Genomic DNA, 14,373 nt, shown 5'->3' on the forward strand with positions numbered 1-14,373 from the left:
TCAAGATTTTTTGAGTACCTCGAGAATTACGTCTTCTGATATATCGGGAACGAGGGAACATTTTCCTAATTCGCTTACTAATGCCATCCCGATTCGTCCCGATACCACCTTTTTGTCTAACTGCATAATATTCAATAACTCCTCTTTTAGGATTCCTTTCGGAATAGAAGTCGGCAATCCCCAAACCGAAGCCGCTCGTTGCAAAGTTTCGCTCACTTCGGGCTGGGTTATCCCCAACCGTTTTCCGATTTCCGACTCGATTATCATACCAATCATCACGGCTTCGCCGTGGGATAGACCGCGATATTCTAAGGCGGTTTCCAAAGCATGACCCACCGTATGCCCGAAATTCAGAATAGCCCTCCTCCCACTCCTTTCCTCAGGATCTTCCGCAACCACGCGAGCCTTCGCCTGTACGCATTGTTCTACCAAACTGCATAATGCTGCGGGCTCTAGGGAAAGAAGTCTTTCCGAGTCGTTCAGGATCTCCTCGAACAATTGGGGGACAATAATTGCCGCATACTTTATCGCTTCTACGATTCCATTTCGAAATTCTACGTTCGGGAGAGTATTCAAACGTGTATAATCGCACCAAACTGCCAAGGGATGATGAAATGCTCCTACTAAATTTTTTCCGTCGGGTAAATCAATCCCTGTTTTCCCCCCCAATGCCGCGTCTATTTGACCCAAAAGGCTCGTAGCAACGGTGACATATCGCAGTCCTCGCATATAAGTTGCGGCAACGAAGCCTCCTAAATCCGAAACGACCCCCCCTCCTACTAAAACGAGAACCGACTTCCTGTCTGCGCCGTTGCGTGCCAGCCACACGAGACATTCCTGCCATGTTTCGATATTTTTACTCTCTTCACCCGCAAGAAAAACTTTGACAGGACCTAACTCCTCGAAATCTTTTCCATGAGCCTTCCAAACATTGTGGTCTGTGATGACGAAGCATCGAGTGCTTTCCGAATTTCCCAAGAACGAAAGGATATCCGCAACATTCGCTCTCGAAATAAAAACGGGATAACGTTTATCTCCTGCAACGAATTCGATTCCGTTTCTATCCTTCATGGAAGTTGCGTGATGCCTGCTATGATTTCTGCCATTTCTTCAGGCGTGAAGCGTTCTGTTACAAGAATTATATCGGCTGTTTCGTAAACGGCGCGACGCTTTTCGAGTAGGTCCTTAAGAGTTTTGTGTGAACCTTCCTGTAGCAACGGGCGATTGCTCTTTTCTGGTTCCAGCCTGCGTTCCAATTCCTCCAAACTCGTTTGTAAATACACGATTTTTCCTATCTTGCGCATCGTCTCTACGTTCTCCGGCTTTATCATCGCCCCTCCACCGACGGAAAGCACCATATTCTCCGAAGATTCGACACGTTTCAACGCCTCGCTTTCCAACCTTCGGAACTCATCTTCGCCGTAGCGTTTGAAAATCTCGGCGATTTTGATTCCTGCCGTACGTTCGATTTCCTCATCTAAATCTATAAACTTTAAACCGAATAATGACGCCGCAAGACGCCCCACCGTCGATTTCCCGCTCCCCATCATTCCTACAAGAATTACCGCCATAAACCTAATAGCCTTTAAACTTTCTGTCATAAAAAACACAAGCGACCAGAATATTCTGGTCGCTTGCTAAGACAATGAACAAACTCACATTTTCGCACCCGTAAATCCGGGTGCGGCAGTTATTTTTATGATTCCTCTTCTGGAACAATCGTCGGAGTAATGAAAATCAAAAGTTCAGTGTTGTTTACCGTCTTCGATGTAGATTTGAACAAACCTCCGATTATCGGCAAGTCCGAAAGAATCGGATATCTCTGCATCGAAAACTGTTCGTCTTTGTGATTCAACCCGCCGACGACAATCGTCTCACCGCTCTTCACGCGAGCCGTTACGAAAATCGTCTGTGTCGTGATTTCCGGTGCTTCTTCACCTTGCGGACCGCGAACACGTCCCGTTATCTGCGAGATTTGCGGGTTAATCGTCAAGGTGATATAACCATCTTGGTTGATTCTCGGTTGAACCACTAATCCTGTTTGAATCAGAACCTGCTGCAACGTCGGTGCAACGATAACCTGACCTTGTCCGACAGAAATCAACTGGTTGAGAATGATCCAAGTCGCTATTTGTTGCAACACGAAAGCCGGCTGATTATTCAGCGTTCTCACCATAGGAGCGTCGATTATCGTCGCTCCACTTTCCAAAAGGAGTGTGCGCAAACGAGTCGTCAAGTTGCCTTGACCCCAGTTTACAAAGAATGGATCTCCTGCTCGAGCCTGCGTTCCAGGGGTATTACCCACAAAAATCGCTCCACGCTGGAATAGCCAGTCAATTCCGAAGTTTCTCGATACGTTTTGTCGAGTCGTAACGAATTGAACTTGGATAATCACCTGCCGGGGAGCAACGTCCAATTGACGAATAATGCGTTCTAATTGCTGAATTGCATTATCGTCGCCTTGAACGATGAGGCTGTTGTCGGTCGGGTCGTAGATAATGCGGTCAATGCCTGATGGAATAAAGCCTTGGCCGCCTTGCAATTGCAATCCGCCGCCGCCTCCAAGGCCACCACCGCCGCCGAACTGGCCACCGCCTAATCCACCACCGCCGAACTGCCCACCACCTCCGCCTCCACCGATAAGACCTTGCCCAGAACCACCAGATGCTCCAGTACCTGAGTCAGAACCGGGAACAGCAATACCACTGTCGTTGGAGGGAGAATTCGAGCCCTTCGTTATGGTTTCGAGTTTGGTGAAAGATGGAGATGTGTTCATATAGACAGGTGAATCCTGACCCTTGTTTAGATAAACACCAGCATGCAGGTCACGGAAACGAAGCACCGCTCTCCATTCACCGAGCGCATCCGCTTCTCTTGCGAACAATTCTTCCAAAACGTATTTCGGATGCTGTCGCTTCAAAACGATTTTTCTAACCACGACTTCTCGCGGAGGGGGGGGTACGGGTTTTGTTTCTTGGGAGTTGTCCGCAATTTTCGGCTCTGTGCCCTTAGGGAAAATCACATACACATTCCCAGGGTCTTTGCGAAAGTCTGCACCTGCTGCTTCGCAAATATATTTAACTGCTTCGTCTACAGTAACGCCTTTCAGATTCAGCGTAATGCGAGCATAAGGTTGCTGAGAAGGCAGAAAAACGAATTGCAGGGCGAGCCCAGCTTCCTGTGAAAGCATTTGTGTCGCATATTGCAATTCAGCATCTTGCAGAGCGAGGTCGAAGCGTTTAGTGCTTTGCTCCTGTCCAAAAAAATCGCTGCTTCCACCGATGAACAGTAGAAGCGCGATGAGTCCACCAATCCATAGATTGCGCATGTCCTTACTTCCTCCTTTTGGAGTAAATCATTCTAACAGAATTGATCATGTACGTGCTGGCTTAGCGTCCGCCACCGAAGCGTCCACCGCCGCCACCACCGATGCCGCCTCCGCCGAAGCCGCCACCACCGAAGCCGCCTCCGCCGAAGCCGCCACCGCCGAAGCCGCCTCCGCCGAAGCCGCCGCCGCCGAAGCCACCACCACCGTAGCCTCCGCCGCCGATACCGCCTCCGCCGAAGCCGCCGCCGCCGAAGCCGCCACCACCGAAGCCTCCGAAGCCACCGGTTGCAGAAGTGCTCCATTCAGGCGGGATCCCGAATTGTGCGCCTTGCCCGGACAAGAGTAGCGCAATCAAATACGGGTCAGCATGGAGAATCGGAATTTTTCGAGTGACCTTAGTGGTTTGGATGGAAGGCTGTTCCGTAGTCGGAGTAACCGTAGGCTTTTCACGCTTGAAAATGCGGATAAGGCCTGCCTCGAAACTATAAGTCGCATCTACTTGATCGAGAATGCTTCTAAGTGCTGTTTCAAAGGGAACATCTGTAAGTTTTACCGTTACGGTGCCTTGAACATCGCTCGCCACAGTGTAGTTCTGAACACCAGCGGCATCGAAGAGCAACTTCAATGCGTCACGAACATCTGCGTCTTGGATTTCCAAAGACACTTTCTTCTTTCTTATATCTTCTTGTTGACCCCACGCCGTGACTGGCATTGCAAGCGCACATGCCAAAAGCGAAAGTCCCAACATTACGAACCAACTTCTTTTCATTGTTTTCATTAACCTCCATCTATTCTTACGTTGCACATGTAGCATGGTTACTTCCATTAGAAAAAACGCCTACGTGTCCGCTCCTGTCGTTCTTCCACCACCGCCACCTCCACCTGGAGGCGCTGCTCCGGCAGCACCAGGAGCCCCACCCCCTGCTCCTCCTGGAGCTCCGCCAGAAGGAAGAAAAGCGGGTTGCGACTCTACTCGGATCTCGAGACGGTTAGGGCGCTTTCGCGGATCTCGTTCGAGGACTACTTTTTCTGCGTCAATCGAGGCAACAAGCCAATCCCCAATCATATCGCCGGGCGAAACGAAATACGATTTTCCACCTTCCTCGATGATCAACGCGCGAACGCTATCCCCGAAAATCACACCTGCGACTCTGCGATATGGCTGCGGCTCCATCGGTTGAAGTTCTATTGGAATCTCAGGAGGAGCAGCAACTAATTCCAAAGCATAACTCGGAGACATCTTATTCAAGATGAAATTGTAGCGAATCTGTGTTTCGAACGCTGCTTCATCGGACTTCAAAGAGAATGGGTTGTATCGTGATGCATAAATCCGTCCTGCGCTCGAAACTATGGCTTGCTTGTCTTGCACGAGCGGTTGTCTCGGGTTTCCCGCCATGGGTGCTTCTGCGGCTTTCGACTGATATTCTGCTTTGAGAGGACCCACGATGTCTCCAACAGGTGACACCGGCTCCAACTCTTCACTCGGTTGGCATCCGCTCAACGCAAATGTTACGCAAGTTATTCCTAAAAGTGTTTTTTTCAACATATTTACACTCGCCATACTTATTTGACGCTCCTATCCTACCGGTGCGGTACTGCCTTTTGCAGGTCCACCCGATGGTGGAGGCGAAGCAGAACTCGGTCCTCCTGGACCGGCTCCCGGAGTGGGTCGTGAGGCTGTACCAGTAGCCCCACCACCGGATGCTGCTGCACTCAAATCGGGAACTGCACCACGCTCTCCAGTACCGCCATACACGCTCGGGGTATTGATGTACGCCACAACGATTAAATTATAGGTTCCCTTGAGCCGGCTCCCAGTTCCCGTAATCGCCAATCCTCGAGCGCAAGCTACGTAACCTGGGATTCTCGACCAAGAACGAACATGATTCAAAATCTGGTCAAACGTTCCTTCTACGGTGATCTCGCCCAAATCCCAAACACAGACAGGAAACGGTAAGGCTGGATAATTGAAATAAAGCTCAACGAGTTCGTTCGGGTTCTCAGTAGGATAAGGGACGAAAGGTCCTATTTGTCCATCCTGTACCGGGGCAATTACACGAACCCCACTGCGAAGAATCCACCTTCTCAAATCCCTCTCGACCGTGGGATGCCATCTTCTAGCATTCACGGTGAGTTGCCAACGATTCGCCGCAAGGTTGATTCGCCCCATGCTCGGTGTTCGTGTCGCCGCAATTTGTTTCCATTGCACTTGTGCTTGATGAACTTTTTCGAGTGCTTTTCGAACTCTCTCTTGCACCTGACGGACGGTAGTGTCCGAAACGATTTGTCGAAGTTGTTCGTTGTGTTCTTCCCAACCGGCTATCTCTTCGCGAATCTTTCCTATTGACAAAAACCAAAAACCTGCCCATGTAACTGCTATGAGAACGACTCCGCAGATCACGAACGTTAGAGGACTAAGTTTGAACATGTCTCTACCTGCTCTTTTTCAATGCTCCTAAATTTGTCGAATCTCCGCCTGGTGCTCCACCGACACCGCCTGTTGAAACTGCCCCTGGTGTAGGCCTTGTTGCGGTTCCTCCTCCGCTGGGTTGTCCCGCTTGCCCTGCAGGTGCTCCCGCTGCGGTACGCAAGGTGGGGAGTGGATCAGGTGCCTGTAAATCTCGTTGCAATTGCAGTGTCAGGGTAACTACAGAATAGCCCGGAATAGGTCCTCGCTCAGGCGCATCTGGATTGTAGCCGAACGGTCCTTCGTCGCCTGGAGGAACAGGGTTGAAACCCGAACGACCTACCGCTATGACGTCCGGATGCCTTAGCAACGAGATAACCACATCTGCATATTGTTGGAAGGTTTGCAAATATCCCACGATGGTAACCGTGCTCACGTTCGCTCCTGTCGAAGCCGCCGTTATCGTTCTTACGCGGAAGAACGCAGGGATGTACTGGCGAAGTTCGTCATATAAATCGGGATATTTCTGGTTCGCCTCGTTTATCGCTTTGACGAGTTCGGTGTTCGTCAATACGATTCGTGCCCCTGCGATGATTTCATCCGCTTCTTTGGAGGCTTGAACTACGCGGTCTGCCGATGGCTGAACGCTTGCTGCCCAATCTTGCAGGCTTTGGAGTCGCGAACGGTAAGCCTGGTTCAAAACGAAAGCAACCGCTAAATTTGCAATCACAAGAATCAGCATCGCAGTGAAGGCGAACTTCGCTGCTACACCTTTCGCTACCGTTTTCGGTAACAGATTGAGTTTCATTTCGTTAGTTCTCTATTTTAGACGTTATTACAATCAATTATTTCAAGGCAATTTAGTTCAAATTATTTCAAAGCAAAACGAGCCTAATCATAGGCGATATGCAGTCCCATGCCGACTGCTACTGAAAACTCAGATGCCCTCTCTTTCATATAGGTTTCACCCACTCCGCGTAGGTCCACTGGCAAGTTCGAGAACGGGTTGACTTTCGAAACGGGCATCCCCAAACTCGTGTTCAAGTATTGCTCTAAACCGTTGAGGTTTGCGCTTCCACCGCTGAGGGCGATCTCTTCGACCACTCCACCTCTACTGCGGTAATAATCAATCGAACGACGAACCTCTGCCACTAACTCTTCGAGAGGCGGAGCAAGAAGACTACGAATACGTGCCATTTCGTCGGCTCCCTCAGCCGCTGCTTGAGCGGTTTCATATGTGTACGGTGTTGCTGTCGAGCCGGCAGCAGGCATTGTGAAACCACCAGGGGTAGCTTCAGGAGCGCTTGCGTGCCGTTTTTTCTCTTCCGCTTCTGCCATCCCGATACCGAGACCATCGGCAATCGCTTTCGTCAACGCAGCTCCTCCGATAGGAATCGTTCTCGGAAATGCGATGGTTCCTGCACGATACATATTTATGGCCGTAGTGCTGTGCCCGAAGTGAATGAGGCAAAGGTTCTTTGCACCTATATCATTCGGATGGCATGTTTTCAGAACTCGCGCGAGTCCTAAAGGTTCGACATCGATAGCCGCAATTTTTAGCCCTGCAGCTTTGGAGGTTGCGATGATGGTATCAATTGCGCTTTGGGGGGAGACCGCCATGACTACTTCCATATTTTGAGTTGTGGCGAGTGCAGGATTTTCGATTGGGCGATAATCGCTTACGACGTTGGACTCCGCAAAGGGGATATTTCGCTGAATTTCCCATTCCATATGCGCGGCGAGTTCCTGTTCGCTCATTCGAGGAACTTCGAGAATCCTCACCACAACAGAAGAAGAGCCATTAATACAAAAAATAGCGTCTTTCGTTGCTGCACCAGATTCTTTCACAGCGGCTTGGACGGCTTTGCCTATGGCTTGCGGGTCGAAAATGCCGGTGTGGTCGCATGTTCCTTCGGGGGTCGGTGAATAGCCTAAGCCAACGATATTAGGAGAGTCTTTGCCGAGGCGGACTATGGCTACTTTGATTCCTTTAGTGCCGACATCCACCCCCACGGCAGCGGTTAGACGTTTTGCCATTTTTTCTCCAAGTTTGCGAGTGAAGCCATATTATCCCGGTTTGAAAGGAAGAGTCAAGTTAAGAGGATTCGACTTACGGAGTAAGGACGAAAATTTTACAGTCTATGGTTCAAAAAATGAAAAGTTATCTGATAGTTCGGACTCGTCAAGAAGACCGAACCATCAGACAACTCGAATATGCATTCGTACTTTAGAGCGATGCTCTTACTTAGGCAAGCCTAATTTCGGAGACAGGGAAAGATAGTAGATGTCTCGACTTCCCGTTCGACTGCTCGAGAAGTACACCCAAACCAAACCTGCACGCGGATCTGATGCCGTATGTTGGAAGGTGTCCGGGAAGGCATACACACTATCTTCATCTACAGGCTGTTCGATAGGCAGTGGCTGTTCTGTCATTTCGGTCAACCACTGAATCGGCAAATTGCTTTCCGTGGTTTGTTGTAGATTTCCATTCGCGTCGTAATACGAATATGTTACGTTAACAAGCCTTCCTTCATCTTGCAACGTGAAATAGATCTTCTTATTCGCCGTGTCTACTTGGTAAATACCCGTTGCACCGCTCAAAGTGAGATTGACCAACACACCGTTTTGATTCAACGCAGGCGAATAAGCGAGATTCACGGCTAATCGTTGTGTCTTCATGTAAGGTCTCTTCGATTGTCCGGGACCACTTGCGCCACGTTGATAGATGTGCCAGAAGCGAGCGACTCCTACGAATTCCGTATCCAAAACCGCAGAGCCATCTGCATGGAAAAGATATCTGCGGTCCCATTGATTGCGATTATCGATAAACGAACTCGGATTCGAATGTCCGCCAGTTTCGCCCCAATCGCTCACGCGCATCACGCGCGGAGTGTAACGAAGTTGAACTTGCGCGGAACTACCAGGTCCACCGGAGGAGAATCGAATTGCGCCGGTATTCGGGTCGCAAAATATCTTTCCACCGATTTCTGCATCGAAGGAGATTACGCCCGTTCTCGGATCTTCTTGTCGTGTATTCGGAATGTCGATACGAGCCGGTGCTTGACCTGGTCTTTGAATCCAAACTTCGATAGGAGCATCGTCTTCCCAGTTGACTCCACGCGAACGATAGACGTTTCCATTTCTTTCGCGAACGAGGATTTCGCGATTGCGTTCGGGAAGTGTTTTCAATCTTCCGATTCTTCCTTGCGAATTCGCTTCGTATTTCGCATAATAGATTTCCGGTTGTTGCGAATCTTTCAATAAACCGGTGAAGACTAAATCTATTCCATCTGTTCTATCAATCGGTGTGGGATCCCATGTATCCGTGAAACCACTACCCGGGTTAATCATGATGTTGCGGCTCCAGTAATTGGTTCTGTCACCGCCCCCACCGGGAAGGGTTTGCGTCAAGTAATTCATGAAAAGACGTTCGATACCATTGACTTCTGCATGCCAAAACACCGTCCAATTCGCTCGATTGCCGGTGACTTTGAGCATCGGTCGAAGACGTTTCTTTTCGAGATTCGGATCCCACACGAACCATTGCACTTCACCGAGAGATGGCTGTTGCGCACCTGGCTGCATGGTATAGGTGCGATAGAAAATGCGTGAATCCAGATTGTCGGCAAGATTATCACCGTTGAGGTCTTTCTGCGCCGTTCCCGTCCAGAAGATCATCGTATCGAAGTTGCTGGTGGCTTGGAACGCCAACGGGTTTACGGCGAATGCCGGTTCTGTATAGAGCGGATTGCCGACTACACTTCCGCCTGTACCACCGAAAAGGGTGTCGGGCATTCCCGTCGGTTCCGGACCTGCGAAGAAATTCCAGAACTTCGTTCCCATCGGAATCCATGCCATAAGGTCGCGGTACGGACTGCTTCCGGCTTCGGGGGGGGTCTGGTCGGGTCTCGTACCACGAAGGACGCTATGGAAGATAGACCATCTATCGATCGGTTGCGGACCGGCGGGTGTGTTCTGAATCGCCGGGCGATTCGAATGCCACGACATGTGCAAGTTACCTAATTGGTCACGAACTCCGGTGGGGCGAGTGTTCGTCCAAGTGAAGTTCGTTTGCACGCCGAGCGGGTTATCAATATGCGGCACGGAGCCGGTGGTAACCCCCCCGGTCAGTCGCGTTTCGCGATTGAGGAATCGCAAGGTAAATGTCGGGTCGGAATATGCTTCGAGAGGTTTTCCGTTTTGGTCGAGCATAATTGCCAAATCGTTGAAACCACCGATTAAGAAGTTATCCTCGACGACGTTTACGAGTTGACTATATTCACCATACGGAAATCCCAAAGGAACAGCCACACCGACTACGGGTTGAGTATTCGGAGGCGGAGTTACGCCATACGGATAATCGGGAACGGTGAGCACGGTGGGGGCGCGATCACCCGCTCGTGCTTTATGCAAAGTTACGCGTGGGTTTCCGCTCGCATCGAGAACGTTGCCACCATAAGGATTCACGGCATACGGAGGATTGACATTGCTGATAATGTTCATCACTCCATCGAGCCATGCTAAGGGGTCATTCATTGCGGACAAGAATGCAACGGAATAATAGGAAGGTCCTGGAAGTTGTCCAATCCTCGTGGCGATGCGCAAATCGAGCATGTTTACGTTTCCTTCATTGCGCAATGTGAAGGGTTGGAAGAACGCCGCATAAGGGGCGCCTTGCGAAATGTCGGGATAGAAGGTGTTTGTGGACATCCATGGGGCATCAGGTGTGTATCCGAGACTGTGCGGAAGAGCTCCGAGGTCAATCGTCGGTTCGAGAACCGTTAACCTCTCATCTACAGGCACGGATGCCATGACATCGAAATCTCGATATGCTTCAGTTCGGCTCGAAGGCGGTAATTGCGTGAGTGTCGCTTCGATGCCATCGGGACGTTGATTGTTATTGCTGTCTACATAAACGATGGCTTTTGCAACGTAACCGCCTGCGAGCGTTTCTCCCGCGGCATCAACATAAGGGGTCAAATTCGCAGGTTGATAACGCTCGATGTTCCATGACTGTTGCACAGGAGCACCGACGATAATGCGGGACAACGGATCGTTCGGGTCGTAATTTTGGGGGGGCGGAAGTTGCACTGCTTGCAATAACGGATTCACCGATTTTCCGAATGGTTCTACGACGAAATCAATTTGCGAGCGGTCGACATCCGGATAATCCGGGCTGAAATTCGGAATTTGGTCGGGCATGATTTCCCATGGCGGCAGGTATGGAAGAGGTTTGAAAACTGCGGCGCTTCCTCCTTGCCACCTTCCATCTCCGCGAACCATTCGGACGTTGTTGAGCCCTGTGCCGGTGAGTTCAATCATGCGGCTGCGGTCGGCGATGAAGAAATTACCGATGCCATTTTGTCCATGCACGATTTCTCCCGCTGAACTGCCGACCTTCTTGCCGAGCGGTCCACCATTGATCAAGTTCTCCGGGTCGCTCGGATTCGTCGTCCACCCTTGCGATTTTGCAGGTGGGGGTACTACAGCATAACTGGAAGCGGTCGTCAATGCGAGCGGATTGGCAACCGTAACATCGCGTCGTGCAGTGGGGGGGCTATATTGTCCGCCTTGACCGATAATCGTCACCGAAACCGTGATGTTATCGCCAGGAGTCAAAAAGTTCGCTCCGCTTGCGATGAATGGAATACCTACGACTGCGTAACCGCTTGCAGGGTCATTCGGATTTTTGCCCTGCACGAGTTGCGATTGGCGGTCATAACGAACATTGATGCCACCCGGACCTTTCACTTCGAAGCGGATGGTGGGGGGCGGGTCTCCGTTGATTTGATACGGATAATTCCACGCGACACAATAAAGTCTTTGACCCCATTCGAGCGCAGGACGCATCGGAGGCGGATAGATATCCGCCATCATCGCCGGGTCGCCGATGTTGTTGCGCAGATTTTCGTAATCCGACTTGGAGATGAACTTCAATCGGACGTCTTGGTATTCAGAGGGAGCAGAGTCCGGAGTCCATATTTCTTGTCCGGGTGGTCCGAAACCGGTATCGTTGGAAATCTGTCCACCCGTGCTAAAAGCGTAATAGTAACCATCTACTCCAGCGTGATACATCCATCCTCTGGAAACTGCTGGAGATGCGAAAACGGTCGTTCCCTTCGACTGCCATCCCCATGCGAGACGCCCCCCCGCGCTATTCGTATCATCCGGGTCTGCGTAGAAAGCGAGAAACGCTCCGTTCAATGTTCCGAAGGTAATCACCGGTGCAGGAGTCGCTTTCCCCGATGGAATCAAGCGAGTGAAGTAAGGAGAACTGTGAGCGCCGAAACCTTCGTTGCTGCTGAATACGAGAGTTCCAGTATCTGCTCGAAGTGCGTAGACATATCCGTTTTCATTAATCATGTAAACGATATCGAAGTTATAAACCGGGTCGTTCAAATCACTTGCGGCGATGAAGCAAACCGATGTGTAACGGAACGGGCTGAGAGCAGGCGCATTACCAGCGGGATATATCCAATTCAGTGTGCTACTCGTATTCCCTGTCGTATCGCGCGAATAGACACGCCCATCGAAAGAAGGAAACACGACTTGCTGACCGCGCACTGCTGGAGTGGAAGAAATCGCGCCGATTGGTTGTTCGTCCAAATCCGGATACGCCCATTTCATCGTCGTCGTTTGGTCACCATTGCCTGCGGCATCGAGAGCGAAGATTCTCCCTTCCGTTCCGGCGGCAAAAATCGTGCTCGTTGCTATATCGAAAGCGACAGAACTCACGAAGGGGGGGCGCGCAGGATCGAGTTCTAAAGTGTTATTCGACGAATTGTATTTCGCTTTGGGCCAAGTCCATTCGCGCATCGTCGTGCCGATTTTTCCGGTGGAGGGGTCGTAATCTCCACGCCCTACGGCATCGATGGCATACACACGACCGTTCGCAGCAGCGATGACGACTAAATCCTTGCCACCGATATTCAGAACAAGAGGAGAAGAGACTCCGAATGAACCCGGATAAGGAATTTGATTCCCTGGCGGTCCGTCGATCGTTTCATTCGGATCTTTCCAATTCGGGTCGTTTACATCGGGAATGGAAGGATAAGCCCAATAAACCGTCGTCGTTCCGTTTGCAGCGTTTCCGTTTGCATCCAAACAATAAATCCTTCCATCTTCTGCACAAACGATTACGACTTCCGTAGGTTCGACTACTCCATTGGATTTTCGAATATTGACGCGTGCGAGCGTCGGTGTCGAATAGATTGCTGCGATGTAGTTTCCTGCGAACATCGCAGCATCAGCAGCCACATATCTTCCAGCGTCGCCTGCATCGTTGCTGTAGTTCCAAACTTCTAAACGAAGTCCTCCGTTCAAAGAATCGTGGAGGAAGGAACGATTTCCGATGCGCACCCATTTACCGCCGACTTCTTGATTTACGAAAAATTCGTAAGGAGTGCCGTTTTCATAAACGACGTAGCGTGCCGCACGTGCAAATTGCACACCGTTTCCATTTCCCGGGAACCACACATAGATGTCGTAGTAATTTCCATCATTCAAAACTGGGTTCCATTCCGCCTTTGCAGAACCCGGATAAATCAAATCCACCGGTGCTTGCAGATAATTCGTGCCGTAAAACCCCGGTGCACCCGACGCACCTGGGTCTACCCATCCCAAATCCGCATTGAATGCCGGATTCGTGTTATCGAAAACTAAATTGATGTTCGAGGAAAGCCCAGGTGTCCATGTCCATCGTGGCAATGACAACGTCGCAGGGTTCGCTTCCGATGCATTGATGGCAGTTACCTCGCCCGTTTCGATTTGCAGAGTTTTGTCCATATCGTCGGGGTCGGGGATGGCTTTGTTGCGTGCGGCGATAGCAACGATGTTCGCAGGGTCGTCGTAGAGTTGCTTCACGACCGGAGAGGCATAGATTGAGCCGGGGAGAGGGACTGCTAATACGGCATCGGCGCATACGATTCGGTTGTTCGTTTCGCCCATGAGGTTACCGTTTTCGTCGCGAGGTACGGTGTTATAGAGCGTAATTCGAAGTTGCCCGGTGAGAGGGTCGGCTTGGAAGATTCGCGGTTGACTCGAATCGAGTTTGAAGCCCAGACGCGTCCACGAACCCCCCCCTTGGTGAGGCACGATATCCACGAAGGATTGCCCCTGGCCGTAATCGATTTTATAAACCGCATAATCCGCATTAGGCGCTAATTGCCCCCCCACGAATGTTCCGCTACTCGGAAACCATACATAGAGCGCATAATACGTTCCTGGTGTTCCGGTAATTACCCATTGCGCATTGGCAGTCCAACCCGCCGTCTCGTCAGCCCCCCCTGCACTTTGGGCGACGACGAAGGCGTATTGATAAGGCACTGTGCCTGTGCCGTACCAGTCGGGAGATTCCTCGTCGATGGACGGAGTCGTCCAGGCTCCTGTCGTGATATATCCAGGGTCTATGTTGTCTACGATGACGTCTTTTCCGACATCCTTTTGCAACGGATACCACCATCTCAAATTCGCGGCGCCAGGACCGGGCTCCGTTGCGCTAATGTTCGTTCCCGTTCTCGCGACTTGACCGCGATGCGTCGGGTTATCTCCTTGCGCATTACCGACAACTGCAACTCCTAACAGAAGAGTCGCTAAACAAAGTTTAAAGTCTTTTATCCATTTCATCGTATTCACCTAT

The 14,373-nt window shown here is 50.7% G+C and carries 9 protein-coding genes; all 9 read right to left on the reverse strand.

All coding sequences use genetic code 11. The features are described from left to right. Positions 1 to 1,071, reverse strand: coding sequence for a 3-dehydroquinate synthase (gene aroB, locus VNK96_04375; protein HWP30950.1), 1,071 nt, complete (start codon positions 1,069 to 1,071; stop codon positions 1 to 3). Then, a complete protein-coding gene (locus VNK96_04380) occupies positions 1,068 to 1,601 on the reverse strand; it encodes a shikimate kinase (protein HWP30951.1) in 534 nt (177 codons plus the stop codon). Before VNK96_04380 ends, aroB begins: the two co-directional genes overlap by 4 nt. Positions 1,602 to 1,696: 95 nt before the next feature. Then, on the reverse strand, positions 1,697 to 3,328 hold the full coding sequence (locus VNK96_04385; protein ID HWP30952.1) for a secretin N-terminal domain-containing protein: 1,632 nt from the start codon (positions 3,326 to 3,328) through the stop codon (positions 1,697 to 1,699). Positions 3,329 to 3,389: 61 nt separating this feature from the next. Then, a complete protein-coding gene (locus tag VNK96_04390) occupies positions 3,390 to 4,097 on the reverse strand; it encodes a hypothetical protein (protein ID HWP30953.1) in 708 nt (235 codons plus the stop codon). A gap of 69 nt (positions 4,098 to 4,166) precedes the next feature. Next, entirely contained in the window at positions 4,167 to 4,889 is a 723-nt protein-coding gene (locus VNK96_04395) for a hypothetical protein (protein ID HWP30954.1), read from the reverse strand. Positions 4,890 to 4,904: 15 nt separating this feature from the next. Next, the gene (locus VNK96_04400; protein ID HWP30955.1) at positions 4,905 to 5,756 is read right to left on the reverse strand and encodes a hypothetical protein; all 852 of its coding nucleotides are present in this window, start codon (positions 5,754 to 5,756) and stop codon (positions 4,905 to 4,907) included. Positions 5,757 to 5,760: 4 nt separating this feature from the next. Next, positions 5,761 to 6,543, reverse strand: coding sequence for a hypothetical protein (locus VNK96_04405; protein HWP30956.1), 783 nt, complete (start codon positions 6,541 to 6,543; stop codon positions 5,761 to 5,763). A gap of 83 nt (positions 6,544 to 6,626) precedes the next feature. Then, positions 6,627 to 7,772 carry a type IV pilus assembly protein PilM gene (pilM, locus tag VNK96_04410; protein HWP30957.1) on the reverse strand — a complete coding sequence of 382 codons (1,146 nt, stop codon included), beginning with the start codon at positions 7,770 to 7,772 and terminating at the stop codon, positions 6,627 to 6,629. A gap of 204 nt (positions 7,773 to 7,976) precedes the next feature. Then, positions 7,977 to 14,360 carry a hypothetical protein gene (locus VNK96_04415; GenBank protein HWP30958.1) on the reverse strand — a complete coding sequence of 2,128 codons (6,384 nt, stop codon included), beginning with the start codon at positions 14,358 to 14,360 and terminating at the stop codon, positions 7,977 to 7,979. Positions 14,361 to 14,373 lie beyond the last annotated feature (13 nt).

The sequence above is a fragment of the Fimbriimonadales bacterium genome (assembly GCA_035559795.1).
In the GTDB taxonomy this organism is placed as follows: domain Bacteria; phylum Armatimonadota; class Fimbriimonadia; order Fimbriimonadales; family ATM1; genus DATMAR01.